Source organism: Acidovorax temperans (assembly GCF_028596105.1).
Lineage (GTDB): Bacteria > Pseudomonadota > Gammaproteobacteria > Burkholderiales > Burkholderiaceae_C > Acidovorax > Acidovorax temperans.
The window spans coordinates 1,509,058-1,534,868 of the sequence record NZ_CP117193.1 but is presented as its reverse complement, the minus strand read 5'-3'; the positions used below and the strand labels follow the sequence as shown (position 1 = coordinate 1,534,868).

Below are 25,811 nucleotides of genomic sequence, written 5' to 3'. Positions count from 1 at the left end.
CCTGTCCACCGGACGCGTCAAGCCGCCAGTCGCATGGGTTTCACGGGCTGGTTTCGGCATCCCGCTCGCGCAAGAGATCCGCTGCAATGTCCTCGGGCGTCGCTTCCTCCAGCGCGGCAAGGCATCTCAGCAGCGGTTCGGGGTTGACCTCGGACACCTGGGCCCAGGCGCGCAGCTTGTCCTCCATCCTCGCCATGCGCGAGATGCCGGCCATGCGCGTGCGCACCACGGGCACGATGCGGCCCTCAAGCTTGGTCTCCGCGGCGCCGGCAAGGATTCGTTGGATGGCCCCGCGATCCACGGATCCCCGATCCTCCTCTGCGACGGTCCAGCGCACGCGCACGCTGGCACCGGCGATGTCCTGCCGTGCAACCGCTTCGCGCAAGGCGTCGAGATCCGGGCGGCCCTCGAACACGATATCCATGGTCCGGCGCGCCGGAGTGGGCTCCAGGGTGCAGCAGGCCGAATCCGTGCCCACTTCCCACAGCAGAAATCCCTTCTCCCCTTCTTCTCCATAGTGAAAGCGGCCGATGGAACCCGCATAGCCGATCAATTGCGCACCCGCAAGCCCCTGCTGCGCCCAGGTCTGGTGCTGGTGAATATGGCCGAGCATGAAAGCCTGGGCCTCGGCGGCAAACAACGCCCCGGTCGTGAACTCATGATCGAAACCGGCCATTGGCACACCGTGCTCGCTCACGCAACCGAACACCGTGCCGTGGGACACGCCGATGGTGGGCAGTCCTCGGCTGCGCGCGATCCGGTGTGACGGCGCAAAGCCGCGGAGCAGCCGGGCGAGTTGCTCTCCCACAGCCTGCGCCGCGTGCGTCGCCCCGGCGGTAGCCGCCACGGTCGCCTTGTTGACGGTGGGCAGACAGGAGAACAGCGCTACAGCACGGACCGGTAAAGCGCCGAAACGCCATTGCGGGGAAGCGATCCAGTCGCCCTCACGGGTCAGGGCCACCTGCTGGATCCGGTCGGCCACGTGAATCGGGTGGCGCCCACCGACCGAGCGGAAGACGTCCAAGGTACCCGGGGGCTCGTGCGAGTAGGTACCCTGCAACAGCAGCACCGGGCAATGATCGGCCAAGCGCCGCACCCGCTCCACCAGCCGCGCTGCGGCGGGCGAATGCAGGTCCAGCGCGTGATCGGTCGCGTCCCCGGACATCACGGCGGCCTGCGCCCCCTGCGCCACGGCCCGCTCGATGGCAGCGCCGAAGCAGCGCTCGGCCTCGTCGAGGGTCCTTGTTCCATAGTGCAGGTCGGAAAAGTGTGCGATGCGCATGGTCTTCTCCTTCAAGCACCCAGGCCCAGCTCGGCGTCGATCTTGTCGAGGTAGCCTTCCGGGTCTTGGGCGTACCTGTCGAGCTCGTCCCACGCACGACCGCGGCCGTGGGGATTGATCCGCCAGCCATGGCCCCAGCGCAAGGCCGCGTATGCGGAGTAGCGCTCCGTATCACCACCCATGGCCCGGACGCGCGCCAGCAGTTGCGCGAGCGTAGGTCGCGCCTGCTCCAGACGCGGATGGCCGGCACCGGCACCGGCGGGCGCATCGGCAGTTTCGCCTCTCCCGGCCTCCTCGCCCGTTCCTGCGTCCTGATGCGCCTCGGGCTGCCCTTCGAGCACCTGGGTTGCAAGATGGGCCTGCTGGATCGCCGTCTCTTCATCCTCGTGCTCGCGCAGCAGGGCCGTGACATCCACGGGGGCCTCCAGTTCGATGATCCACTGGGGCACGCGCACCGCCCGCCCCTGTTCGTCGATGTGCGGCACATCCCTGAGCACCTTCGTGAGGAAGAACGTTGCGCGGTCGCGCCCCAGGAAGCCGGAGATGCGCCCGCCGCGCATCATGGCCATGGCCTGGAAGCGCTGGATGGCCGCGCTCATCGCGTAGAAGCTCGTGGTGGGAAGCTCCAGCGCGCTGATGGAACGGATGCCGGGAATGAAGAACAGGAACCGGCCCGTGAGATTGCACTGGCGCGCCTGGTACTCGGGGCAGGATTCAGGATCGCAGAGGCCACCGTTCTCTTCACGCAGCACAGCCTTGCGCCCGCCAAAGATACGGATCGCGCGCCGCCCCGTGTCGTCCACCGGGACCGGTGCATGGCGCATGCAGTGGCGCACCAGGCCATCGGGCGAGTACTGCGACCAGAACCGCTTCTCATGGGTGCCCCAGGCCGCCAGCTCGTGCGGCATCACGGTCTGCCAGTGGTCGGCGGGGAAGACGACGGGAAAACGGTAAAGACGGTGGCCCTGGCCTCGATCCTCGCCGTAGGCATCGAGGATCTCCCGGGCGGTCTCCGGGTTCGCGAAGTCCGACGCTCGCACCGTGAACCAGGGCACGTTGCGCGGCACCAGCGGAGACTTGAGCTGCGGCATCGCCTGCGCCAGCCGCCGTTCGATCTCCTCGAAGGACCGGCCCTCGTCCACGCCCTGCCTGTAGATGGCCTTGGCCTCGGGATGCTCGGCGGCCTTGCGGGTCAGGACCATGATGCCGGGACGGATTTTCCCCCCGGTGGGGATGCGTGCCGGGGCCTGGCCCAGCAGGGTGTGCAAGGCGACCGGCCCGCCCTGCACCGAAACGACAGCGTTTGCCATGTGGCGCTCCTTCATGAAACGTCGGGGTTGCGACGCTTCATGCTCTCGCGTGATGCCAAGTGTTCAACCCCCGGCAGCAAGGCTTCCAGCCGACTGCCCCGTCCGGTCATGCACCGCCGGGAGTACGAAAGGCAAGCGAACTAAGCCGCCGGTGATGGCAGCGCGGGCATTGGCTGCTCAGTCCGCCACGCCCAGCATTCACCTTTGGCGACGGCCTTCTCCTTGGCGGTACGCTCCTTGGCCCCGGCAAACGCACTCACTATGTGCAGTGGAATGGGCGTGGCACCGCCGTCCAGCAACAGCGCATTCGGAAAGACTCCACCCTGCGGCGCATCGTAGCGCAGCGGCTTGAGAAAGCGCCTTTCCTGTCCGACAAGCGCATCGATCAAAGGGCACTCGTGGCCGCCCTCCAGCGGTATCCATTGATCGCTTGCCAGCATCAGGCTAGCCGAATCGATCTCGTAGGTCAATTCGCGGCGGGCGCGTATCAACGCCGCGATCATGAGCCGGATCCGACGTTCGGTGTCTGCGTCGCGCGCCTCCAGCAAGGAAGCGTGAACACGCGCCAGGCGCTCCCAGCTCTTGGTGGGCATCAGCAACGGCGCATCGGGCATGTGGCGGATCCAGATCCGGCAGGCGTGCTCCGCACGATCGCAGGCCTTGAACTCGCCGATCACCAACGCCAATGGCGCATGCCCATCGCGGGGCTGCAGGATGGCCAGCTTTTCCCGTCGGCGCTGGGCGGCATCAGCCTTGGTGGATTCCTGGAATGGCTCGGGGACATAAAGACGCTCGGCCAATGGGATGCCCTTGACATCGATGTCGGCCGCCGCAGCGAGCAGGTACTTGCACAAGACACCCTGGTTGCGCTTTCCAGCCATGGCGGGCGTCCACCGGTTGAAGCCGGCACGCTCGAAAAGAAAATGCATCACGGCGCGAAGCGACATGCGCCGTCGCGGAACTGGGGAGTGTCAGGATTTCTGTGTGTGAGGCTGTTGAATCCGTCACTCAATCGTGAGGCGGCTTGGTGATCTTACTGGCGCGATCTGGTAAATCGGTCCTCGTAGAGGATCGCAAATTGGTTCATCGCTGATTTCCAGTGGTTGGCCGCCCGCCCCCAGTCCGCGGTGATGTTGCGCAGCGCCAGCCAGATCAGCTTGGTGGCCGCCTCGTCGCTGGGGAAGTGGCCGCGCGTTTTGATGATCTTGCGCAGCCGTGCGTTCACGCTCTCGATGGCGTTGGTGGTGTAGATCACGCGCCGCACCTCGGGCGGGAAGGCGAAGAACGGGATGACCTTGTCCCAGGCCCGGCGCCAGGCGCTGACCACGGTCGGGAACCGCTGCCCCCAGGGGCCGGCCGCAAACGCATCCAACTCGGCCTCGGCCGCCTCGGCGCTCACCGCGGTGTAGATGAGTTTGATGGCTGCGGCCAGCGCCTTGCGGTCTTTCCATGACGCAAAGTCCAGGCCACCCCGGATCAGGTGCACGATGCAGGTCTGCAGCGTCGTCGCCGGGAACACTGCGCCCAGCGCCTCTGGCATGCCCTTGAGGCCGTCGGTGACGGCAATCAGGATGTCCTGCACCCCGCGCGTCTTCAGATCGTTGAAGACCTTCATCCAGAACTTCGCCCCCTCGGTGTTCTCGATCCAGATTCCCAGGATGTCGCGCGAGCCGTCAGGCAGTACGCCCAGCGCCAGGTAGACGGCCTTGGAGCGCACCACCGCATCCTCGCGAATCTTGACCCGCAGCGCATCGAAGAACACCACCGGGTACATCGCCTCCAGCGGCCGTGTCTGCCAGGCCGTGACCTCGCCCATCACCTCATCGGTGACACGGCTGATGAGCTCGGGCGAGACGTCCACCGAGTACATCTCAGCCAGGAAACCCTGGATCTCGCGCACCGTCATGCCGCGTGCGTACATGGCGATGATCTTGTCGTCGAAACCCGTAAAGCGCCGCTCGTGCTTGCCAATGAGCTGCGGCTCGAAGCTGCCTTCGCGATCGCGTGGGACATCGATGCGCAGCGCCCCCACATCGGTCAGTACGGTCTTGGTGCTCTTGCCGTTGCGGTGGTTGGCTGATCCGCCTGTGGGCTTGGCTTGGCCGGGCGCATAGCCTAGGTGATGACTCATCTCGGCGCCCAGCGCCCGCTCAAGAATTGACTTCTTGAACTGATCGAACAGCCCTTGGACTTGGCCCGGCGTCATGGGCCCGGTCACCAGCTGGTCAAGCAGCTCGGCCGGGATGTGAAATTGCGGCTGTGCCGCCTGGTCCGCCAAAGCGGTGGGTTTGGTCTTGCGTGGCATTCATGCTCCTTGTCGACATGCTATGCCTCACACACAAAATTTCTGACAAGCTCCGGAACTGTGATCTCTGCCGGCTCCGAGATCTCGCCCCTTGGCAGGGCGTGGCCCTGGGTCCTGGTCCATGGGAAGTCCACGCGCAGTTCCACTCGACCAGGCTCAGGCTCCAGCACGGCTTCTCCCACGAGTTCGCCCAGCCCGGAAAGTGCCGCGTCGGGTTCATAGGAAGGGCAGGACGGGTGATGGTCCTTGCCGGTTTCTGGCATACGTTTGACCACGTACTTGCGATGGCGGGCCACATACATTTCCACACCACCGGCGACACACAGGCAACGCGGCCGCTCAGCATCGTCATGGATCGACGCAAGCGCCAACTGGAGGCCCGGATCCGTGGCTGTAAACACACGGCCGTGGATTGAGAAGTGCTGCACAGGGAACACCGGCAGGCCGCCGTCGCTACTCGTTGCCGCCGCACTTGGTTGCAAGCCATTTCTTCCTGGACCATCAAAGAAAATCTGTTCCTGCATGCTGCCTTCCCCGTTGAGGTCAATGCCACGAACCTATCCTGGACCTTCGTGACGCTCCAGGCGAGCCGGATTCGCATCGAAATTGGTGAGATTTCGACATTGAAGGCGCAGAAATTTTCCGATGTCAAGCACGCCTCGATCGCCTCATGCGGGAAGCCTCTCTCCCACTAGGTGACCACCAATAGGACAACCCGCACACCGTAAATAGGCAAAGCAAAGCATGCGGCCCACTCGCTCTCAGCCAGTCACGGCATCCGCGTTTTGCATCGACTTGCCATTTACCAGCATCCGCTGAAGGTAGCCCAGCAAGGCCTGCCATTCTTGGCGCGAGAAATCTGCCAGATGAGCGTTCTGCACAACGGCCAGAATGGCCGGCACCTCGGCAACGGCGCTCTCCCCTGCTTCCGTGAGCTGGACATGGATAACGCGCCGATCCTCGACGCTTCTCACACGCTTGCAGAGGCCCTTCTTCTCGAGTCGGTCAAGAGCCCGAGTCACGCCGCCCGCGTCCATTTCGAGGTCCTGCGCGAGATCAGCTACCGTTGGCCGCTGGCGGGCCTTGATCTTCACAAGCGGTCCCCACTGGGTGCTTGTCAGTCCGTGCTGATGGAGGCGCATGTCGGCGTTCCGGACTATCGACGTGGTAACGCGGCGCATCAAGTAGCCGACGGTCTCTTCCTGGTAGTAGCCAGAGGCTTCATAGAATTCAATCGGCACAAGGTTGTCTCCCATGCGAGAAGGATCGCGGAGGAACTGGCCTCCATCCCCGTACAACGGACGGCGAAGTTCGCCAGGCGGCGGAGCATGCGCTTGTACATCCCTCTCCAAGTCTGCGCCCCCCACACCTTCGTCCGGCCCGATAGCACCGGCGATTTCATCCCAGTCGGAGTCCAGCAGATACCGCCGCGCCGCCAACAGGATCCGCTCAACTTCATCCGCGTGCCGCATGCCCCCGCGGACGCCGCTCGCGAGCGATTGCAGTTGTCCCAACGCTGCCACGTTTCCAAGGGATACCGCCTCGGCGATCTCCATGAGCTTCAAACCCAGTCCATGTTCGCGGCAGTGCCGCTCCTCCAAGCAGGACAGAACCTCGATGAGTTCCGGCTTGCGCTTCCGCAACACGCCGTACAAATGCAACTCTCCATTGGCGCACAAGAGGTACTGCGGGACATGCTGGACACACAACCGGATTGCCTCGAAATCAACGCTCGGCTGCCCGTTGCAGGCGGCGTCAAGCACGGCCAGCGCCCCGAGCATGCCAATGGCAAACGCACGATGCGAGCTCAATAGGGCGGCAACGGTTCGCTCCTGGACAGTGGGAACCTCGCTGGATGCAACGCCCGTGACGAGCAGTGCCGTCGGCGCGCTCCGAAGAACCTGCTCCGTGCAGAACTGGAAACTCCAGCCTTGCGCTCCTGGGCATCGTTGCGGCGCCATCACGATGACGTCGCACCCCTGGAGCTTGGCGGCCGCGCCAACGGCCTCAGCGAGGTGGGCCGACACCACAGCCAATGACGCGCAGCGAACACCACGTGCCGCCGCGCTCGATCTCGCGCTCGACAAAACTGCATCGGAATCCCCGAAGGCCGCGCGCAGCAGCGTACTAGCCAAGGCTGTTGAGAGTGCGGTGACGCCCCGCGTCGCGGCCGGATCTGGAGCGGCATGAAGGAAGGTGATTTTCGCATTCAGCTTCTCAGCCAAATCGATCGCGGCTTTCACGTTTTTGTCCGATGCCGACGTTCCATCAACGGGTACCAAAAAATGCTCATACATGTCCGGCATCCCTGCTCACACCAGATCGCGCGTCAGCTCTTCCATCGTGTGCTGCCGCCGTGGAAACTGCTCTTTCACCGCACTACGTTCAGCGATTCCCAACAGCAGGCCCACCTGCGCCTCATCCGCGCCCCGGGTATAGAGGCGGTCGGCCACCGTATGCCGCGCGGTGAGCGCTGTGACCTGCTTAAACTCGGCATAGCGGAACAGCTTGCGATAGGTCTCTTGGATGCCGCGACACCGGAAGCGGCGCTGCCCCGCCTCTCCGTACGGCGTGATCTCGAAGCCCTTGCCGCTGGCGGACAGGAACAGGCGGCTGCCAGGCGCCAGGCCACGGTACTGGCCTTCCACACCGAGTCCGGCACCCCACCGCACACGATCGGCGAGATAAGCGTTCATGGCTTCGTTCAGCCGCGTGCTGTGGAAGTACAGCGGCCGCGCCCGGGAGGTGATAGCGGCCTCCTCGCGCAGCACGGAGATCCGCCGCACGCTCCCTGCGGCGTCCAGATAGTCCCGTACCTCGAGACGCGCGATCTCCAACGGCCGCGCGCCGATCGCGAACAGCATGTAGTACAGCGCGAGGTCTTCCAGAGGGTGTTGGCTGCGACCCCGGATCCGCACGGCGCCGGCGGCGATCTCCGCCTCACTCAGGATGGGCGTGCCCACGGCCCGCTCCGCGCCAGGGGGCTGCAGGCCGTCCAGCGCAGTCTGCAGCGCGTCACGGTGCAGGCGCAGCCTGCGAACAAACGCCGCACCGCTCTGATTCAGCCCGTCGATTCCGGCGCTGCCGGCCAGGTGGGTCGCCACGGCCTTGATGCGCCGCTCGACGGCCGTGCGCGACACCCCGTGCAGTGCCGCCACGGCGTCATAGGCCGCCCCGTCTAGCACCGCGCGCAGCATCGCCACAGACACGTCCCACGATGGCCGGGGATCGCCGGAGAGTTCCTGCTCTTGCACGCCGCGTGCCTCCTTTCAAGGCAATCACACCACGAACGCATCCTGACGCCCCGGTACGCGCCGCGCCAGCCGAAATCGCGTCGCAGTCCGGGGGGTTTCGGAATCAACTACCGAGATGCACAAGGGCAATGCCTCACAACCTGATCGCATTGCCAGCCTGCACTCCATGGGATCAGCAGCGAGCCGTCGAATACCAGCGCCGCGATCACGAGGCAAGCCCTTCGGTGAGACAGACATAGGAATCTTTTCGCATGACGGCGACTGCTTGATGCTGTGCCGTACAAGCGCATGCGGCTCGGGCACCGACTGCATGGCGTTGCGCGTCGATGGCTTGTTCCTGGCGCTCTCACTCACAGCCAGCCCCTTTTTTTGACGCGGAGCAACAGCCTGTCGAATGCACAATGCACCGGCTGCGATCTCGTCGTCGCTGACGACACGGATGCTTCGCCCCAGAACCACCTAGCCCTTTTCAAGCAGTAAGTTAACGTGCGGTTTCGCGGCCAACTACCGCCTCAGGATTGAGCTCGCGCTCGCTGCGCGGAGTCTCAATCTGCTTGAAGCCGCCAATCATGGCGTCGTTCAGGTACGCGTACAGGCCCCTGCTGAAGTCGTACACCACGTTCTTGACAGACCAGGGAATGTCCAAGTCGTACATGGGAGTGGTGGTATTGAACATGACTCGCGCCAACTGCCCCTCTTGGTCGAAAGCATCGAACATGCCAGCTCCGGAAAGATCCTCGTCAAAGTAATACGTCCGGCGTGGATATGCATGACGCTGGCCCGAGCGCAAGACCGCATCCACCACCCAGACCCGATGCAACTCCCAACGCTCGCATGCTGGGTTGGCATGGCGGGCCATCAGCGCAACTTCTGGTACGGGGCAGTCGTAGGTCGCCTTGTAGCCGTTGTAGGGAATGAGCATTTCCTTCTTGCCGAGCAGCTTGAAGTCAAAGCGATCCATCATTCCGGAGAAAACAAACAATTCGTCATAGACGATGACACCGCCCATGCTTGCCACCGGCGTGTCATAGGCAAATTCGGGCGCGAGCTTCACCCGGCGCTGGCCCGGCGTATAAGTCCACGCCTTCCGGGGCCTGGCGCTGGGATCCAGGTAGTCGGCCAAACCTGTCATTTCACCTACCCTGCGGGCCGGCGACTTGGTGACGGAATAGACCCGCCAGGCCATGGTGGGATCACGATCTTTCTGATCCAGTTCGTAGTAAGGAAAATTCTGATAGGTCTGCTGTTCCGCTGTCTTAATGGGCCGGCCGTTGGCATCCACCACCCAGGATCGCGAAGACATGGTGACCATGTCCTTGCTGCCCTGGTAGCGCAACTGCTGGTTCCACATCACCTCGTGCCCCGTCTTGGGAATCGGGAACGGCATGCCGCCACGGCAGGCCACGTCCACCGCCAAGCCGTCCTTCAGGCTGCGGCAACTGGTGGCGTTACGCCGTGTCGCAGCCAAGACCGCGTCGGGGTAGGCTACAGTGCGGTGGCTCGGGTAAACGTCCAGGTAGTACTCCGGGAATCGGGCCAGCAACTGCCGCTGGCCTTCCGAGAGCTTGTCGGCGTACTGCGCCATGTTGCGTGCGTCAATGCGGTAAAGCGGTTTCTCACCTTTGAACGGATCGACCCAAAAACCGCTGCCCGGCTTGTGTCCGGCAGGCGCGCTTCGGAGCCCCCCGGTATAGGGCGGAATGCTGCCGTCGGCATTGCCGGCGCGCACCGCGCCGAACTCTGTCAGGCTGCTACCCAATTGGCGGGCCTCCTCAGGAGAGACTCCTGCTGCGGCGGCGAGGTGCACGGCCAGCAGTGCCAGCGAAAATATACGGCGCATGGTCACGATCCAGTCAAACGAAAAGATGAAAGACGATTGGGTGATAGAAGGGTTCCGACTCAGCGCATCAATTGCCCATAGCGCGATCGCACCCCCACATCCACCCAGTCGGAGCCCTGGTTGCGCTGGCGCGCGAAGCTCACGCTGAAGCCGCCCAGATCCAGATCGTTGAGCTGCGATAGCGTGGCAGCCACTGCCTCGGGCGTGAGACGCGGCGTGCGGCGCAAGGCCTCTACCAGCACCCTGGTGTTGATGTAGGCCTCCATGCCCACGAATGTCACCGCGTGGCCCGCGCCGTAGGTGTCCATGTTCCTTTGGAACTCCTGAACCAGGCGCAGATTGCCCGCCTCCGGATTGGGCACCACAGTGGTGAAGCCGAAAAGACGGCCCTTGAAGCCAGCCAGTAGCGTGTTGAGGTGAGGACTCGCCAGCGAAGCGATAACGCGGGGCCATTCCTCCCGTGCCCCCAATTGAAGATCCACCAAGGCCTCGGCCGTCGGCAGTTGCAAGGCAAGCACGGCCCCATGAAAACCCTCCCCGCCCAGGGACTTGATCAGCTTCTGCACGCTGTCGCCCGGCAAGCCGACAGGAACGGCGAGCACGGTGGCGGTCATACCCTCCCCGCCCATGGCGCTCTTGAGCGCTGCGACCGATTCGCTTTCCGGCGCGTCGGTGACGATGGCGACCCGAAAGCAGGCGATGGCCCTGAACTGCCGGGCCAGGGCCTCGGCCTCACGCGCGCTGCTGGCCCGTACCTGGAACAGCCAGGGGGCACTGCTGCGCGCCAAGGCTGAGGCCCCGCTCAACGGCCCAACCAAGGGCACCTTCAGTACTGCCGTGACTGCGGCGGAGGCCCGGCAAGAAGCCTCGCCCTGACAATTGAGCAAGGCCACCGCCCCACGCTGCGTGATCAGCTCGCGAACATTGCGCTCGTGCTTGCGCGGATCACCATCGTCGTTTAGCGTGACCAAATCAAGCCGACGCCCCTGCACGCCTCCGGCTGCATTTACGCCGTCTATGTACCCTTTGGCCGCAGCCATGACCCGCAATCCGCCGCCGTCCGAATCGGGCCCGATGTTCAGCGACTGGCCCAGGACGATCACGTCGGCGCCAAGCGCCACACTGCACCACACCAGGCCCGCCGACAAAGCCACCGCCAGGCGCCGATACCCACTATTCACATTCCGCATAGTGCGGGTCTCCTTCGTGTTCTTGTTAGGACAAGCCGCTACCCATGAGAACCAGAGGCTGAGTGCAGCGCGTCAACCGCATCCCAGAGAGGTCGGAGGAGCAATGCATGCGGCTACCGCGTGCGCCTTCCTTCCTGACCGCCGACCTTGCTATCCACCCGGTGGGGACCGTCCGCACCGCCTCTCTAGACAAAGGGACAGCGGCATCAAAATTTATACATATTTGCATTTTTTGTCTATATATAAAATTTCCGTTACTAACCTCCCGTCGCACTACGGTGCCTCCAAACGGCAGGCACGAGCGATGCATACCGCTGTTTCACCCCAGCCGAAACACATCCATTGCGCGCCCCAGCGATTCGGCACCGTCCTTGAGGCCCTGCGCCGCCGCCGTGGACTGCTCCACCAACGCGGCGTTCTGCTGCGTCACCGTGTCGAGCTGGGTCACGGCCTCGTTGACCTGGGCGATGCCCTGCGACTGCTCGCGCGTGGCGCTGCTGATCTGCTGCACCAGCGCGCTCACGCGTTCCACCGCGTCCACCACGCCGCGGATGGTGGTGCCCGCGTGGTCCATCTGCTGGGCGCCGCTGGCGATCTGGTCGACCGTCACGCCGATCAGGCCGCTGATCTCCCTGGCCGAGCTGGCGCTGCGCTGGGCCAGCGCGCGCACCTCGCCCGCCACCACGGCGAAGCCCCGGCCCTGCTCGCCCGCGCGCGCGGCCTCCACGGCGGCGTTCAGGGCCAGCAGGTTGGTCTGGAAGGCGATGCCTTCGATCACGCCCACGATCTCGCTAATCTTGGCGGACGAGTGTTTCATCTGCTGCATGGCCGCGCCCAGCTCCTGCACGGCCTGGCCGCCGAGCGAGGCGACCTCGCTGCTCTGCGCGCTCTCCTGCGAGACCTTGGCCGCCGTCTCGGCCGTCTGCAGCACGGTGCTGGCCAGCTGCTCCATCGACGCGGCGGTCTCCTCCAGGCTGCTCGCCTGCGATTCGGTGCGCGCCGACAGGTCCAGGCTTCCGCGCGTGATCTCGGCGGCCGACCGGGTGAAGTTGCCGACCTCGGTGCGCACGTCGCCCACCACGGCGCGCAGGTTCACCTGGGTCTGCTGCAGCCGCTGCATGAGCGCGCCCAGCGGCTCGGGGTAGTCCGTGCCGACCGAGGTCGCGAGGTTGCAGGCCGAGATGTCGGACGCGAAGCGCGTGGCATCGTGCAGCCCCTGCAGCACCGTGGCCTGGAAGCGCCACAGCACCCAACCAGCCCCCAGCACCAGCAGCGCCACGCGCGCGCCCCAGGCCGCCGCGCCCTGCAGCCCGAGCATGTCGGGCACCAGCGCCAGCAGCACCAGCACGGCCAGCATCAACGCCATGCGGGGCAGCAGCGCCATCTGCGCCAGGCGCTGGCGCCAGCCGCGCAGGCCGTGGTAGCGCACGCTGCCCGCCTCCAGCGAGAAGCTGCGGGAGCCCGCGTCCGCCTCGCGGCGCATCTGGGCATACAGCGCCTCGGCGGCGGCGGCTTCGGCGGCGCTGGGCTTGGTGCGCACCGACATGTAGCCGCGCGGCTTGCCGCCTTCCAGGATGGGCGTGACGTTGGCGCGCACCCAGTAGTGGTCACCGTTCTTGCGGCGGTTCTTGACCAGGCCCGTCCAGGGCTCGCCCCGGCCGATGGTGCGCCACAGGTCCTTGTAGGCCTCGGCGGGCATGTCGGGGTGGCGGATGATGTTGTGGGGCTGGCCGATGAGCTCGTCGTAGCCGTAGCCGCTCACGCGCACGAAGGCCGGGTTGCAGTGGGTGATCTCGCCTTTGGTGTTGGTGCTGGACACCAGCAGCTCGTCGCCGGAATAGTCGAAGTTCTGCTGGGTCACCGGCAGATTGATGCGCATGGAGGCTCCCTGGTGGGCCCGCGCCGGTCGCGGGCTGCACGGCTTGCTAACGGCTGACCGCGCCAAATGGATGTTGATACCTAAAGCGTGAGAAACCCAGGCACTGCAACCCTATGAAAACCATGACACGGATTAGGAAGCCCCATTCCGCACGGCAGTGGACTTGCAACGCCTGCCTTGTGCGTAGCCGTGCCCACAGCGCAGATGCTGGATCACAGTGGTGATGCGCTGGAAGACTTGGGCTTAAACGAGCGCTAAGCTTGCCGGGGTGAAAACGGCCATATTGACTAGCCCTCCACGCTCTGGGCTCCCAAGATGCGGTGATGGAAAGCATGGCGGTGCAACTCGCGAACAGAAGCTCGCTGTGCACCTTCGAGGTGATGCCACTGCACAGGATTGTGGTGCGCAACTGTGCATGGCGGGGTAAAAATAGGCGGTTGCGGGCATTCCCGCTCACGCACTTCCTGCAGGCATTGGCGCAGCAAACCCATGGCGTAGAGCCTCCTTACGAGATCGCCTTGACGAGTTCCGGCACGGCCGTGAACAGGTCGGCCTCCAGGCCGTAGTCGGCCACGCTGAAGATGGGGGCCTCGGGATCCTTGTTGATCGCCACGATCACCTTGGAGTCCTTCATGCCAGCCAGATGCTGGATGGCGCCCGAGATGCCTGCGGCGATGTAGAGCTGCGGCGCCACGATCTTTCCCGTCTGGCCCACCTGCAGGTCGTTGGGGGCGTAGCCCGCGTCCACGGCGGCGCGCGATGCGCCGATGGCCGCGCCCAGCTTGTCGGCCAGGGGCGTCATGACTTCGGTGAACTTCTCGGCGCTGCCAAGGGCCCGGCCGCCCGAGACGATGATCTTGGCGGCGGTGAGCTCGGGGCGGTCGTTCTTGGTGACTTCGCGGCCCACGAAGCTGCTCTTGCCCGCATCGGCCACGGCTGCGGCGGCCTCGACGGGGGCGGAGCCGCCCGTGGCGGGCGCGGCGTCGAAGCCCGTAGTGCGCACGGTGATGACCTTCACGGCATCGCCCGACTGCACGGTGGCGATGGCGTTGCCGGCGTAGATGGGGCGCTCGAAGGTGTCGGGGCTCACCACCTTGGTGATGTCGCTGATCTGGGCCACGTCCAGCTTGGCGGCCACGCGGGGGGCCACGTTCTTGCCGCTGGCGGTGGCGGGGAAGAGGATGTGGCTGTAGTTGCCAGCAATGGCCAGCACCTGGGCGGCCACGTTTTCAGCGAGGCCGTGTTCCAGGCCGGCTGCGTCGGCGTGGATGACTTTGGCGACTCCGGCGATGCTGGCGGCCGCTTGTGCGGCGGCGCCGGCGTTGTGGCCGGCCACCAGTACATGCACGTCGCCGCCGCAAGCTGCAGCTGCAGTCACGGTGTTCAGCGTGGCGCCCTTGATGGACGCGTTGTCGTGTTCAGCAATAACGAGTACCGACATTTAGATCACCTTCGCTTCGTTCTTGAGTTTTTCGACCAGGGCGGCTACGTCGGCCACCTTGATGCCAGCACCGCGCTTGGCGGGTTCGGTCACCTTGAGGGTCTTCAGGCGCGGGGCCACGTCCACGCCGAGGTCTTCGGGCTTGACGGTATCGAGCTGCTTTTTCTTGGCCTTCATGATGTTGGGCAAGGTGACGTAGCGGGGCTCGTTCAGGCGCAGGTCGGTGGTGATGACGGCGGGCAGGGTCAGGGCCAGGGTTTCCAGGCCGCCGTCGACTTCGCGGGTCACGCTGACTTTGTCGGCTGCGAGTTCGACCTTGCTGGCGAACGTGGCCTGGGGCAGGTCGGCCAGGGCCGCGAGCATCTGGCCGGTCTGGTTGGCGTCGTCGTCGATGGCTTGTTTGCCCAGGATGATGAGCGAGGGTTGCTCTTTGTCCACCAGGGCCTTCAGGAGCTTGGCCACGGCCAGGGGCTGCAGTTCGACGTCGGTCTCGACCAGGATGGCGCGGTCGGCGCCAATGGCCATGGCGGTGCGCAGGGTTTCCTGGCATTGGGCCACGCCGCAGGAGACTGCGATGACTTCGGTCACCAGGCCCTTTTCCTTCAGGCGCACGGCCTCTTCGACGGCAATTTCGTCGAAGGGGTTCATGCTCATCTTGACGTTGGCGATGTCCACACCCGTGTTGTCCGACTTCACGCGGACCTTCACGTTGTAGTCCACCACGCGCTTGACAGGGACAAGAATTCTCATATGTATCTCCTTTGGAATGAGTAGCAGCTTTTTCCTGACTGCCTTAGCCTTGGGAAAGGCCGGTCTTCGTTCGCCAGCGGGCCAGGAGCTCCAAGGCCTTCTTCTGCGCGACCTCGTGCTCGCGCGCCTTCACATGGCCATAGCCTCGCACTTGCTGGGGCAAACGGGCGAGCGCCAACGCCTCGTTGAAGTTGTTGCTGTTCAGGTCTTTCAGCAGGTCTTCAACCAAGGCCTCGAATTCGTCGATTGCCGCACGTTCCTCCCGCCGCTCCCGAGTCCAGCCGAACGGATCGAAAACTGTTCCGCGCAGGAACCGCAAACGGGCCAGGAGACGGAAGGCCGTCTGCACCCAGGCGCCGTAGCGCTGCTTGACTGGACGGCCTTGCGCGTCGCGGCGCGCCAGCAGCGGCGGTGCCAGGTAGTAGCTCACGGTGAAATCACCTTCGAAGCGCTCTTGCAGCCGGGCGAGGAAATCACTGCTGGTGTGCAGGCGAGCAACTTCGTATTCATCTTTGTAGGCCATCAGCTTGTAGAGGCTCATCGCGACCTCGCGCGCGAGGCGCTCTCCCCCGACACGCGCCTTCTCGACATCGGAAACACGCCGCACGACCGCCGCGTAGTGCTGCGCGTAGCGTGCATTCTGGTAGTCGGCGAGCCGCTCCGTGCGATCGGCCAGAATGCTCGCAAGAGACGCTGTTCTGCTCGGCATCAGCATCACCTTCTCGTCGGAAGGCAGCCCGGCCGCACGGCGCACCGCAGCAGGATCCAGCGCAGCCTGGCGTCCCCAGGCAAACGCTGCGCGGTTCATGCCCACCGCGGCGCCGTTGAGTTCGATGGCGCGCAGCAACGAATCCTCTTGCAGAGGCACCCAGCCTTTTTGCCATGCAAAGCCCAGCAGGAATACGTTGGTGGCCACAGCATCCCCCATGAGGGCGACCGCCAGGCGGGAAGCCTCCAGAGACTCCACCTGGGCAGCGGCCGAACCGACCCGCTCGAGCATCGCATCGGGCGACGCCTGCCAGTCGGGATCCCGTGTAAAGCTGCCCGTGGGGGCCACGTCCGTATTCAACACGGCGCGAGTGCGCCCGGACGCCATGGAAGCAAGCGCATCTCCGGCCGCGGCCACCATCAGGTCGCAGCCGAGCACCACGTCCGCCTGTCCGCGCGCTACCCGCGCGGCATGCAGTTGGACGGGATCCGCCGCCAGCCGCACATGGGACATCACGGCCCCGCCCTTCTGCGCCAAACCTGCCATGTCCAGCACCAGCACCCCTTTGCCCTCGAGATGCGCGGCCATCCCCATGAGGGCACCGATGGTCACCACGCCGGTGCCGCCGACCCCGGCCACCAGAATGTTCCAGGGGCGCGCCAAGACTGGCAGCTCGGGTCGCGCCATGCCGGTGGGCGGCGCCACGCGGTCACGCTGGGGCTTTCGCAGTTCGGCGCCATCGAGCACCACGAAGCTTGGGCAGAATCCGCGCACGCAGGAGAAATCCTTGTTGCAGCCGCTCTGATCGATCTGCCGCTTGCGCCCCAAGGGCGTTTCCAGTGGCAGGATGGAGACGCAGTTGGACTGCACGCCGCAATCGCCGCAGCCTTCGCACACGGCCTCGTTGATGACCACTCGACGCGCCGGATCGACCAGAGTCTTCTTCTTGCGCCGGCGGCGCTTCTCGGCCGCGCAGGTCTGCGCATAGACGATCACCGACACCCCCTTGACGTCGCGCAGCGCACGCTGCAGCGCGTCCATGCCGTCACGGTGCGACACCTTGACATCCTTGGGGAAGTCGTCCAAGGCCTGAAAGGCCTCGGGCTCGTCGCTCACCAGGTGCAGTTCCTTCACGCCTTCGGCGGCAAGCTGCCGCAGCAACTGGGGCACCGAAGGTGCGCCTTCGACTGGCTGACCTCCCGTCATGGCGACAGCATCGTTGACCAGCAGCTTGTAGGTGATGTTGACACCGGCAGCCACGGCAGCCCGGATGGCCAGGGAGCCCGAGTGCATGTAGGTTCCATCGCCCAGGTTGGCGAACACATGTGGCGTATCCGTGTAGGGCGCCTGCCCTATCCACGGCACCCCTTCGCCGCCCATCTGGCTGAACGTTTCCGTGCGGCGATCCATCCACATCGACATGTAGTGACAGCCGATCCCCGCCAGCGCGCGCGACCCTTCCGGCACCTGGGTGCTGGTGTTGTGAGGACAGCCCGAACAAAAGTAAGGAAGCCGCTGGGGCACAGGCGCATCGGATGGGGAACGAGTTGCCACCACCGCCTGACGCTCCAACCACACCCGCACCGACTCCGGCAGCACGCCTTGCCCGTACACCTTGACTAGGCGTGCAGCGATCACATCAGCGATGCCGGCTGGCGTGAGCTCGCCATTAGGCGACAGCAGGATGCCGCTGCTGGGAACCTGAACCCATTCGCCCGATTCATCGTATTTGCCGACCACGCGGGGGCGATGGGGTTCGTTGTAGAGGTGCTCCTTGATCTGGTATTCGAGTACCTGGCGCTTTTCCTCCACGACCAGTATTTCGTCGAGGCCCTGTGCGAACTCAACCACGCAGGTGGGTTCCAAAGGCCAGACCACGCCGATTTTGAGCAGGCGCACACCCAGCGCCTGTGCGGCCGCCTCGTCCAAGCCCAGCAGCGACAGCGCCTCGCGCACGTCCAGGTAGCTCTTGCCGGTGGTGCAGATACCCAGGCGTGCGTCCGGGACTGCCCAGTCCTGGCGATTGAGTTTGTTCAGGCGCACGTATTCGAGCAGTGCATACAGGCGCTCGCGCTGCAGCCGGTTCTCCTGCTCCAGCGGAGGATCGGGCCAGCGGATCGAGAAGCCGTCGGCGGGAACGGGGTAGGACTGCGGAATCTTGATCTTGACCGACATCGGATCGATGTCGAACGACGACGAGGACTCGACCGTGTCGCTGATCACCTTGAAGCCCACCCAGCATCCAGAGTAGCGCGACATGGCGTATCCGTGGAGTCCGAATTCGATGAATTCGTTTACTCCCGAAGGATGCAGCACCGGAATCATCGCAGCGATGAATGCATGCTCGCTCTGATGCGGCAGGCTGGATGACTTGCATGCGTGGTCGTCTCCCGCCACCAGCAGCACGCCGCCATGCGGAGCGCCACCCGCGATGTTCCCGTGCTTGAAGACATCGCCACTGCGGTCCACGCCCGGTCCCTTCCCGTACCAGAGGGCGAACACACCATCGACCCGTGCCTTCGGATCCAGGCTCACCATCTGCGTGCCCCAGACCGACGTTGCCGCCAGCTCCTCGTTGAGACCGGGCTGAAAGCGCACCTTGTGCTTGTCCAACAGCGCCCGGTTCTTCCACAGCTCCTGGTCTACGGCGCCCAGGGGAGAGCCACGATAGCCGGAGACGAAACCTTCGGTATTCAACCCGGCGGCCTCGTCACGCGCCTTTTGCGCCAGCAGCAGCCGAACCAGCGCCTGCGTACCGTTCATGTAGACACGGCCGGCGGGCAATTCGTACTTGTCCGCCAGGGAAACGGGAGGGGTCATGGGGATATCTCCAGGTTGCTCGCGCAACCTTTTATTTAAACATTTATCTATATTTTGTTCATATTTATGGCATAGTCAAATTCAATTTTTGAACCCCAGGTATTTGCCTTTCCAATGACAATCGGTCTGCCTGCCCTGCCGCGCTTCACGCTGCGCCAACTGCACTACTTCGTGGCCGTGGCGCGCTGCGGGCAAATCTCGGCTGCCGCAACAGAGATCGGCCTGTCGCAGTCGGCCATGACCCTGGCGATCGCGGACCTGGAACAGGCCATGGGCACGGCCTTGCTGGATCGCGGACGCCAAGGCGTCACCCTCACCTTGCAGGGACAAGGCTTTCTGCAGCACGCCGAATCCGTTCTGCGCATGGCCAACGAGGCGGCCCGCTTTCCGATACATGGGCGCGACCTCCACGGGAAGCTGGAAGTGGCCGCGACCTACACCGTCCTGGGGTACTTCCTGTTGCCCGCCCTCGCGCGTTTCTGCGAGCTGTATCCCCGGATAGAACTCTCGCTCGAGGAAATGCCGCGTAAGGACATCGAGGTCCGCCTGGCGAGCGGCCAACTGGAAATGGGCGCACTTTTGCTGTCCAACCTGGAAGCGCCGGAGCGCCTGGAAACCCGCGTCCTGGAAAGGTCCAGGCGTCAGCTCTGGATGGCTGCGGGCCATGAATACGCGGGCCGGGGGAGCGTCAGTTTCGAAGAACTTGCGGCGCTCCCCTACATCCTGCCCATGGTGGACGAAGGCGACCGCAATGCCCGGCGGTACTGGGCCGACGCGGGGCACACACCCCACAAGATTATCCAGACGTCTTCCATGGAGGCGCTGCGCGAGATGGTCGCTCTCAACCTGGGCGTGACCATCCTGTCGGACATGGTGTTCCGGCCATGGTCCCTGGATGGGCGGCGCATCCACGCCGTTCCCATGGACGCACGGCTGCCGGTCATGGAAGTCGGCCTGGCCTGGTCCGCAGGCCGTGCATTGAGCCCCTGCGCAGCAGCGCTGGAGCAGTTCCTGGGCCGATCATTCGCTAACGGCGCACAGGCAACGGCAAGAACCTAGATATGAACTATTTTTTAATTTCTGCCTACAATTTGCCAGATATTCTGCATAACCAGGAGACAGTACATGCTTATCGATTTGAGCCACAAGCGCGTCATCGTGACGGGCGCCTCGCGCGGAATTGGCCGGGCCATTGCCCGTGCCTTTGCTAAAGAAGGGGCCCGCGTTGCGGTCTGCGCCCGCACGCAGGCCGACATCGAAGCGGTGGGAGCCGAACTGGCGACGACGGCGCAAGCCGTGATCGCGCGCGCGGTCGACGTCACCGACACCGCGGGCGTGAAAGCCTTCGTGGATGAGATCGCAGCCGCCTGGGGCGGCGTGGACGTCCTGATCAACAACGCGGGCCAAGGCCGCGGCGGCAACCTCGACACCCTCACGCCAGAGCAGATCCTGGAGCACGCCAACGTGTTGCAGATGGGCCATTTCCGCTTCATCCAGGCCGTGGTCCCGCACATGCGAAAGCAGCGCTGGGGGCGCATCGTCGAGATCAATGCGCTGGCCGGCACCCAGATCACCCCGGACGGCATCCCCTCCGTGGTGAACCGCGCGGGCTGCATCGCCATGTCCAAATCGCTGGGCATGTCGCTGCCCAAAGACAACATCCTGGTCAACACCCTCAACATGGGCTGGATCGACACCGGGCAGTGGGACCGCCACTACCGTGAGATGCCGCCCGGCACGCCGCGCGAGGAATTCGACGCCATGGTCCTCAAAGTTGTCCCCCTGGGGCGTTTTGGCAAGCCGGAAGACGTCGCCGGCATGGCGCTGTTCCTCGCAAGCGACTACGCCAGCTTCATCAGCGCGGCCTCCATCGACATTGCCGGCGGCATGGGCGGACAGATTGCCTACTACCCGACCCTCAAAAGGGACTTCGGCGCGGCCATGGCCTTGCGCTATCCCAGCCCGGACACCCAAGCCTGAGGCCCGGCTACGTGAACGAGGCCAAACGACACCTGCAAGGCAAGGTCGCCGTCGTCACCGGCGCATCGTCAGGTATCGGCGAAGCCATTGCCCATGAGCTCAGCGCCGCGGGCTGCAGCCTGGTGCTGACCGCGCGCCGCGCCGAGCGCTTGAATGCGCTGTGCGCCCAGCTCCCCGGCCCGGCAGTCCCCCTGAGCGCAGCGATCGATGAGCCCGCCACGGCGCAGGCTCTGCTGGAGTTGGCCCACCGAACCTACGGCCGCGCCGACATCCTGGTCAACAACGCCGGCATGCTGGTCACCGGCACACTCGAAACCATCGATCTCGATGGCCTGATGCAGATGACGCGCACCAACTACGATGCCGTGGTCCGGACTTCCTATGTGTTTGCGCGCGCATTCAAGCAACAGGGCGCGGGCGCCATCATCAACGTGTCCAGCGTGGGGGCATACCTGAGCCATTCTTCCATGGGCGTGTACGCCGGGTTGAAGCAGGCCGTCGAGGTGTTCAGCACTGCGCTGCGTGTCGAACTCAAAGGCAGTGGCGTGCGTGTGGGCACCATCGCGCCCGGCACCACGGAAACCGAGATCTTTGACCGGCTGCGCGCCTCGGGCCAGCCGGTCCGGGCGGACCAGACACCGGCCCTACAGTCGTCGGATGTCGCGTCCGCCGTGCGTTACATGCTCGAGCAGCCAAAGCACGTTAGCGTGGCGCGCATGCTGATGGTCTCGTCTTCGGAATCAGTCTGAAACGCCGACTACCGTGCTGGCGGCCCAGCGCGGAAGTCGGCAAGCGGGCTGCGTCATCCCTGTTTGTACTTGGCCAGCAACTCGGGCTCGAGCAGTTCTTCGGGCGTCCGTACGCTCGGGCCGAGGATCGGGCCCACCACTTCATGACCCCAGGTGCTAAGCTTTTCGGGATTGAGTTCGAAGCCGTCGTCATGCCAGGGTTCGAGCTCGGTGATGGTCTCGAGTGCAAAGCCGCCCGGCGAGAAATGGTAGAAGGAAGCGTGCGGATCTTGAGAGTGCTGTCCCAGCGTCATCATCATCGGGATCCCGCGCTGCTTCACGATGTCGTAGGTCTCGCCGACGTCGCGCAGGCTTTTCACAAACAGGCCCACATGCTGGACACCCATCTTCCCAGGCCCGTATCCATAGGCGATATCGTGGCTAGTGTAGCTGTTGAGCTTGGAGCGGTAAAACGCCGTCTGGCCCTTGCCGGCCCCTGGGCCGTAGTAATGGAAGCCCATCAGCTTGACGAAGAAATCCTGCAGTTCGGGTGGCCATTGCGGAGTGATCACGACCAGATGCCCCAACCCCCGCACGCCGGCCACGAAGCCCCCGTGAGGGCGGCCTGGCGTGAAGGAACGGGGCATCCATTTTTGACCATGGAACATCTCATGCTGGTAGCCGACCGGGTCACGAAAACGGAACACTCCCTTGACGCCACGCTGCTCGCACAGGGCCGCATCGCCCATGGTGACTTCCACGCCGTGTTCCTGGAATCGGGCAAACGCCGCCTCGAACTCGATCTTTCCCTTGGCCTCCCAGCCGATGTAGGCCAAGCGATCGATCTTGCCGGGATGGAAGGCAAACCGGTGCCGCCGATCGTCCGTGCGGAAGTAGAGAGAGTCCGGATCTGACGCCGGAGACTGGCCAACCTGAAAACCCATGACCTGCGGTCCATACTCCCGCCATTCGTCCACCTTGGTTGTCTCGAAGCCGAGGTATCCAATACCTATGATGTCCATGTTGATGCTTTCCCGTAAGCTAAAAAAACCGATGCCCCGCAGAACGAGTCATCGGCGACAACCAGCCATGGGATGCGCCAGCGCCCGCCGACGGCAGACCCTGCTGCCCCCCCGACCAATCACGACTGAATCGCTTCGATGACCAGCGCTTCCGCGGGGCAGGCCGCGGCCCCTTCCCTCGCCTCCTCCTCAAGCCCGCCAGGGATGAGCTCGGATTCGACATATACCAAGCCGTTTTCATCCAGCTTGTACACCTCGGGGCAGAGTTGGGCACACAGCCCGTAGCCGCAGCAACGACCGCGATCCACGATCACTCGAAGTGTGGGGGTTTTCCCGTGGGTACTCATAATTTTCCTTTCGATGCAGCGGGTTCGATGTTGCTGCGCGTAGAGACATATGCACATTATTCGATAAAGTGTTGATTTTTACTTCAGGGTTCTCCCTAAACCGCCCTTCGCGCCCCCACACTTTGCACCTGCGCGCAACGACCCACGAGCCGACCCGGTACTCCCGTCCCCACAGGACGTCCCTGAACAGACGTACGATAGATAAAACTCCATACAGAATGCACTTCGCCACTTAGAATGCCCGCTGCTGCAGACAGGTGGAAGTTTTGTGACGCCCCCTCGTTCCAACACTTCCGAGGCAGTGACCTGCATTCAATTGACCACTGGACAACATGGAATCCGTCGTGACCGAAGACAGCTCCGCGCCGGGCAAAGCTCCGACTTTGGCCGACAACTCCAAGAAATCAGGATCGAGCCACGGCGTCATCGTGAAGCCCGTGGTGAATGCCATCGGAGTCCTTCGATACCTCGCGCACAAGGGGGCTCCTGAGCGAGCAGCGGACATAGCGAGGCACCTGGAAATCAATCCAAGCACCTGCTTCAACATCCTCCGAACCCTGGTCTCGGAAGATGTCGTCGATTTCAATCCGCTGTCCAAAACGTACTCTGCAGGCCTTGGGCTGGCTCGCTTGGCAGAGCAGTTGGTGACACAGGGCCAGCGCGTCCAGTTGGCATTGCCGCTCATGCGCGAACTTGCCATCGCGCGCGGAATCACGGTCACGCTCTGGCGCCGGATGGGCAATGACAGGATCGTGCTCGTCAGCTCCGAATCCAGCCCTACGGATCTGCACATCTACATGCCGCTGGGCCAGCGCCTGCCTGTCCTGATGGGGGCCAGCGGCCGGCTTTTCGTTGGGCAGATGAATCTCTCTGAAAACGATCTGCGCGCTGAATTCGCCCGTATTCGCTGGGCACGCGCGCTATCGTTTGAGGAGTATTTGGAACAGGTTCACCTAGCTCAACGCCACGGATGGGCCGTTGACGACGGGTATTTCTCCGACGGCGTCCTTGCGATCGCCGCCCCTGTGCGCGACACCACGCGCAGCATTGCCTACACCGTTTCGGCTGTCATGATCCGCAGCCAGCACAGCGATGCCGAAGTACGGATCAAGGCGCTTGGACAGTCGCTGAAGGAATTGGGCACCCGGCTGGAATCTGTGCTTTTTTGAGACCCAGGCCTGGAAAACAGGCTCAAACACCAGCCACCACTGCAGCCATGCCCCAATCCCGCATCTAGCGGCGGCTGCTCACGTTCGCACGAGCCCACAAGGCTCGCCCCCCAAGTGATGCGCTGAAATCTAGCGGAAGCCGTGAGACATCAGTGTCCAAAAATCGCTCGCCATAGGGGGCGTGTGGGCATGCAGATGACCAACATGACTGGGCTGGTGGACAGCGGCATCGGCGAAATGCCACAGCACAGCAACAACCACCGCAAGGCTCGAGACGGTCGTAAAGATCAAGGAAGGCATTTTGTCTCCATGGTTCGATCCTCTGATGGCAGGACGGCTGTGCACACAGGAAATCAAAGGCACTTTTTCCATAAATGTACAAATTCCAACTTCCTGCGTCAAAACAGAAAGCGCTCCATGCGCCTCTTTCCGCTCAAAACCAGGGAAAACACCGATCCCAACCCAATCCAGCAGCCTGGGACGCGACGACCGCCTGCCCCACTCCACTGGGCCGCTCCCGCCCTTGATCAAGGACCTCTCCGTCACCAGCACTACCCGCCCCAGGCGCGCATTCATGCGCATCGCCTGCGGTCCGTCGGGACCTGTAAGTACAGCCCAAGCCAATCAGGACAACAGAAAGGAATGGCCAGCCAGGGTGAACCCCAATACCCAAAGCAGCGCGGGCCGATCAGAATCGAAAATTCTAGATACAGAATTTAATTCTTTATACAAACTATGAAGAAGGCTCCAGCTTGGGTCACGGCGCTCATGCTCATGTGCTTTTTGGCGGGTGCCGATGCATCCGGGGCCGCCGGCTTCCCGGAAAAACCCATCAAGGTCGTGACTCCCTTCACGCCGGGTTCGGCCCCAGACGTCTACACCCGAGCCCTCGCAAGCGAGATGTCCAAAGCTGCAGGAGTGCCTGTTGTGGTCGAAAACCGCCCTGGCGGCAGTTCCGGCATTGCGGCGCAATTGATCGGTTCGGCGAAACCCGATGGATACAACCTTCTGATCTCGGGGAACGTGGCATTCACCGGCAACCCCCACGTGATCAAGAACCTGCCCTACGACCCAGTCAACGGCTTTGTCCCTTTGACGACACTCTCCAAGGGCCCGATGTACCTGTATGTCAATCCGGACAAGGTCAGGGCGGCATCTGCCAAGGAGTTCCTCCAGCAGATCAAGAGCAATCCAGGCCGGTTCACTTTCGGCTACACGAGCATCACCAGCCGCTTGCCCGCCGAGGTACTGCAGCAGACCGCCGCAGTGAAAGTGGTAGGGGCAGCCTATCGCAGCGGCAACTCGATGATGCCGGATCTGATCAGTGGAGAAATCGACTTCATGTTCACCGACTTTTCGGCCTGGACTTACGTCAGTTCCGGAAAAATCAAAGCACTGGCCGTGACCGATGAAGTCCGCAGCCCATTCGCACCCGACCTGCCAACCTTCCGTGAAAGCGGAATCGATGGCATGGACATAGGTTTCTGGCTGGCAGCCTATCTGCCAGCCATGACTCCCGAGCCGATCGTTCAAAAGATGTACCGCTTGCTGGTTCAAGCCAATGAGACGCCGGCAGTGCAAGCAGCCATGAAGGCATCGGGCACGTTAGCGTTCATCCAGCCCCTGGGCCAGCTTGGGAAATACCAAACAAAAGAACGTGATCTATGGGGAAAGATCATTAGGGCCGCAGGCATCCAAGCCGAGTAAGCGGCTGGATCTCATGAAGAGCACCATCAGATGCACACCTCTTGTCAGCCTTTTACCACTGGTTGGTTTCCAGGCTCC

The 25,811-nt window shown here is 63.6% G+C and carries 21 protein-coding genes; 5 read left to right on the top strand and 16 right to left on the bottom strand.

All coding sequences use genetic code 11. The features are described from left to right. Positions 1-40: 40 nt before the first annotated feature. The 13 genes from PQV96_RS07245 to PQV96_RS07185 all read right to left on the bottom strand — a co-directional run bounded on the left by PQV96_RS07245 (position 41) and on the right by PQV96_RS07185 (position 18,780). Positions 41-1,282 carry a metallophosphoesterase family protein gene (locus tag PQV96_RS07245; RefSeq protein WP_273624903.1) on the bottom strand — a complete coding sequence of 414 codons (1,242 nt, stop codon included), beginning with the start codon at positions 1,280-1,282 and terminating at the stop codon, positions 41-43. Between the two features lie 11 nt (positions 1,283-1,293). Continuing rightward, a complete protein-coding gene (locus PQV96_RS07240) occupies positions 1,294-2,592 on the bottom strand; it encodes a recombination directionality factor (RefSeq protein ID WP_060986641.1) in 1,299 nt (432 codons plus the stop codon). Positions 2,593-2,732: 140 nt separating this feature from the next. After that, on the bottom strand, positions 2,733-3,539 hold the full coding sequence (locus tag PQV96_RS07235) for a DUF1173 family protein (protein WP_273624902.1): 807 nt from the start codon (positions 3,537-3,539) through the stop codon (positions 2,733-2,735). 86 nt (positions 3,540-3,625) lie between these two features. Continuing rightward, a complete protein-coding gene (locus PQV96_RS07230; protein WP_273624901.1) occupies positions 3,626-4,897 on the bottom strand; it encodes an IS256 family transposase in 1,272 nt (423 codons plus the stop codon). A 20-nt stretch (positions 4,898-4,917) separates the two neighbouring features. After that, entirely contained in the window at positions 4,918-5,421 is a 504-nt protein-coding gene (locus tag PQV96_RS07225; protein WP_273624900.1) for a DUF1173 family protein, read from the bottom strand. Positions 5,422-5,658: 237 nt separating this feature from the next. Continuing rightward, complete coding sequence (locus tag PQV96_RS07220) at positions 5,659-7,194, bottom strand: universal stress protein (protein WP_273624899.1); 1,536 nt, start codon at positions 7,192-7,194, stop codon at positions 5,659-5,661. 15 nt (positions 7,195-7,209) lie between these two features. Further along, on the bottom strand, positions 7,210-8,151 hold the full coding sequence (locus tag PQV96_RS07215; protein ID WP_060986635.1) for a site-specific integrase: 942 nt from the start codon (positions 8,149-8,151) through the stop codon (positions 7,210-7,212). A gap of 481 nt (positions 8,152-8,632) precedes the next feature. Continuing rightward, on the bottom strand, positions 8,633-9,991 hold the full coding sequence (locus PQV96_RS07210; RefSeq protein ID WP_273624898.1) for a DUF1329 domain-containing protein: 1,359 nt from the start codon (positions 9,989-9,991) through the stop codon (positions 8,633-8,635). A gap of 59 nt (positions 9,992-10,050) precedes the next feature. Further along, on the bottom strand, positions 10,051-11,181 hold the full coding sequence (locus PQV96_RS07205; RefSeq protein WP_063460640.1) for an ABC transporter substrate-binding protein: 1,131 nt from the start codon (positions 11,179-11,181) through the stop codon (positions 10,051-10,053). Between the two features lie 319 nt (positions 11,182-11,500). Then, a complete protein-coding gene (locus PQV96_RS07200; RefSeq protein ID WP_063460641.1) occupies positions 11,501-13,060 on the bottom strand; it encodes a methyl-accepting chemotaxis protein in 1,560 nt (519 codons plus the stop codon). A gap of 505 nt (positions 13,061-13,565) precedes the next feature. After that, positions 13,566-14,501 carry an electron transfer flavoprotein subunit alpha/FixB family protein gene (locus PQV96_RS07195; RefSeq protein ID WP_273624897.1) on the bottom strand — a complete coding sequence of 312 codons (936 nt, stop codon included), beginning with the start codon at positions 14,499-14,501 and terminating at the stop codon, positions 13,566-13,568. After that, on the bottom strand, positions 14,502-15,251 hold the full coding sequence (locus PQV96_RS07190) for an electron transfer flavoprotein subunit beta/FixA family protein (protein WP_273624896.1): 750 nt from the start codon (positions 15,249-15,251) through the stop codon (positions 14,502-14,504). A 43-nt stretch (positions 15,252-15,294) separates the two neighbouring features. Then, a complete protein-coding gene (locus tag PQV96_RS07185) occupies positions 15,295-18,780 on the bottom strand; it encodes an indolepyruvate ferredoxin oxidoreductase family protein (RefSeq protein WP_273624895.1) in 3,486 nt (1,161 codons plus the stop codon). Positions 18,781-18,894: 114 nt separating this feature from the next. On the opposite strand from PQV96_RS07185, the gene PQV96_RS07180 reads away from it, so the two are divergent. The 3 genes from PQV96_RS07180 to PQV96_RS07170 all read left to right on the top strand — a co-directional run bounded on the left by PQV96_RS07180 (position 18,895) and on the right by PQV96_RS07170 (position 21,509). Continuing rightward, positions 18,895-19,839 (top strand): LysR family transcriptional regulator, encoded by a 945-nt coding sequence (locus tag PQV96_RS07180; protein ID WP_063460645.1) that lies wholly within the window; start codon positions 18,895-18,897, stop codon positions 19,837-19,839. Between the two features lie 66 nt (positions 19,840-19,905). Continuing rightward, positions 19,906-20,760: an SDR family oxidoreductase gene (locus tag PQV96_RS07175; protein ID WP_063460646.1), complete on the top strand. Its 855-nt coding sequence runs from the start codon at positions 19,906-19,908 to the stop codon at positions 20,758-20,760. An 11-nt stretch (positions 20,761-20,771) separates the two neighbouring features. Beyond that, on the top strand, positions 20,772-21,509 hold the full coding sequence (locus PQV96_RS07170) for an SDR family oxidoreductase (protein WP_063460647.1): 738 nt from the start codon (positions 20,772-20,774) through the stop codon (positions 21,507-21,509). A 53-nt stretch (positions 21,510-21,562) separates the two neighbouring features. Here PQV96_RS07170 and PQV96_RS07165 read toward each other — a convergent pair whose 3' ends face one another. Beyond that, positions 21,563-22,510: a VOC family protein gene (locus tag PQV96_RS07165; protein ID WP_063460648.1), complete on the bottom strand. Its 948-nt coding sequence runs from the start codon at positions 22,508-22,510 to the stop codon at positions 21,563-21,565. Between the two features lie 119 nt (positions 22,511-22,629). Further along, positions 22,630-22,824, bottom strand: coding sequence for a ferredoxin (locus tag PQV96_RS07160; protein WP_241525014.1), 195 nt, complete (start codon positions 22,822-22,824; stop codon positions 22,630-22,632). Between the two features lie 365 nt (positions 22,825-23,189). Here PQV96_RS07160 and PQV96_RS07155 point away from each other — a divergent pair, with 365 nt between their 5' ends. Next, positions 23,190-24,026, top strand: coding sequence for an IclR family transcriptional regulator (locus PQV96_RS07155; protein ID WP_082836396.1), 837 nt, complete (start codon positions 23,190-23,192; stop codon positions 24,024-24,026). A 129-nt stretch (positions 24,027-24,155) separates the two neighbouring features. Here the strand turns inward: PQV96_RS07155 and PQV96_RS07150 are convergent, their stop codons facing one another. Further along, positions 24,156-24,602: a hypothetical protein gene (locus tag PQV96_RS07150; protein WP_142085812.1), complete on the bottom strand. Its 447-nt coding sequence runs from the start codon at positions 24,600-24,602 to the stop codon at positions 24,156-24,158. 159 nt (positions 24,603-24,761) lie between these two features. Between PQV96_RS07150 and PQV96_RS07145 the strand changes: the two genes are divergently transcribed. Continuing rightward, on the top strand, positions 24,762-25,733 hold the full coding sequence (locus PQV96_RS07145) for a Bug family tripartite tricarboxylate transporter substrate binding protein (protein ID WP_142085810.1): 972 nt from the start codon (positions 24,762-24,764) through the stop codon (positions 25,731-25,733). The last annotated feature ends 78 nt before the right edge of the window (positions 25,734-25,811 follow it).

Excerpts from the sequence above, each read along its gene's own strand:
- PQV96_RS07245 (WP_273624903.1), bottom strand. The coding sequence starts at position 1,282 with ATGCGCATCGCACACTTTTCCGACCTGCACTATGGAACAAGGACCCTC.
- PQV96_RS07240 (WP_060986641.1), bottom strand. The coding sequence starts at position 2,592 with ATGGCAAACGCTGTCGTTTCGGTGCAGGGCGGGCCGGTCGCCTTGCAC.
- PQV96_RS07235 (WP_273624902.1), bottom strand. The coding sequence starts at position 3,539 with ATGTCGCTTCGCGCCGTGATGCATTTTCTTTTCGAGCGTGCCGGCTTC.
- PQV96_RS07230 (WP_273624901.1), bottom strand. The coding sequence starts at position 4,897 with ATGCCACGCAAGACCAAACCCACCGCTTTGGCGGACCAGGCGGCACAG.
- PQV96_RS07225 (WP_273624900.1), bottom strand. The coding sequence starts at position 5,421 with ATGCAGGAACAGATTTTCTTTGATGGTCCAGGAAGAAATGGCTTGCAA.
- PQV96_RS07220 (WP_273624899.1), bottom strand. The coding sequence starts at position 7,194 with ATGTATGAGCATTTTTTGGTACCCGTTGATGGAACGTCGGCATCGGAC.
- PQV96_RS07210 (WP_273624898.1), bottom strand. The coding sequence starts at position 9,991 with ATGCGCCGTATATTTTCGCTGGCACTGCTGGCCGTGCACCTCGCCGCC.
- PQV96_RS07205 (WP_063460640.1), bottom strand. The coding sequence starts at position 11,181 with ATGCGGAATGTGAATAGTGGGTATCGGCGCCTGGCGGTGGCTTTGTCG.
- PQV96_RS07200 (WP_063460641.1), bottom strand. The coding sequence starts at position 13,060 with ATGCGCATCAATCTGCCGGTGACCCAGCAGAACTTCGACTATTCCGGC.
- PQV96_RS07195 (WP_273624897.1), bottom strand. The coding sequence starts at position 14,501 with ATGTCGGTACTCGTTATTGCTGAACACGACAACGCGTCCATCAAGGGC.
- PQV96_RS07190 (WP_273624896.1), bottom strand. The coding sequence starts at position 15,251 with ATGAGAATTCTTGTCCCTGTCAAGCGCGTGGTGGACTACAACGTGAAG.
- PQV96_RS07185 (WP_273624895.1), bottom strand. The coding sequence starts at position 18,780 with ATGACCCCTCCCGTTTCCCTGGCGGACAAGTACGAATTGCCCGCCGGC.
- PQV96_RS07180 (WP_063460645.1), top strand. The coding sequence starts at position 18,895 with ATGACAATCGGTCTGCCTGCCCTGCCGCGCTTCACGCTGCGCCAACTG.
- PQV96_RS07175 (WP_063460646.1), top strand. The coding sequence starts at position 19,906 with ATGCTTATCGATTTGAGCCACAAGCGCGTCATCGTGACGGGCGCCTCG.
- PQV96_RS07165 (WP_063460648.1), bottom strand. The coding sequence starts at position 22,510 with ATGGACATCATAGGTATTGGATACCTCGGCTTCGAGACAACCAAGGTG.
- PQV96_RS07155 (WP_082836396.1), top strand. The coding sequence starts at position 23,190 with ATGGAATCCGTCGTGACCGAAGACAGCTCCGCGCCGGGCAAAGCTCCG.
- PQV96_RS07150 (WP_142085812.1), bottom strand. The coding sequence starts at position 24,602 with ATGAATGCGCGCCTGGGGCGGGTAGTGCTGGTGACGGAGAGGTCCTTG.
- PQV96_RS07145 (WP_142085810.1), top strand. The coding sequence starts at position 24,762 with ATGAAGAAGGCTCCAGCTTGGGTCACGGCGCTCATGCTCATGTGCTTT.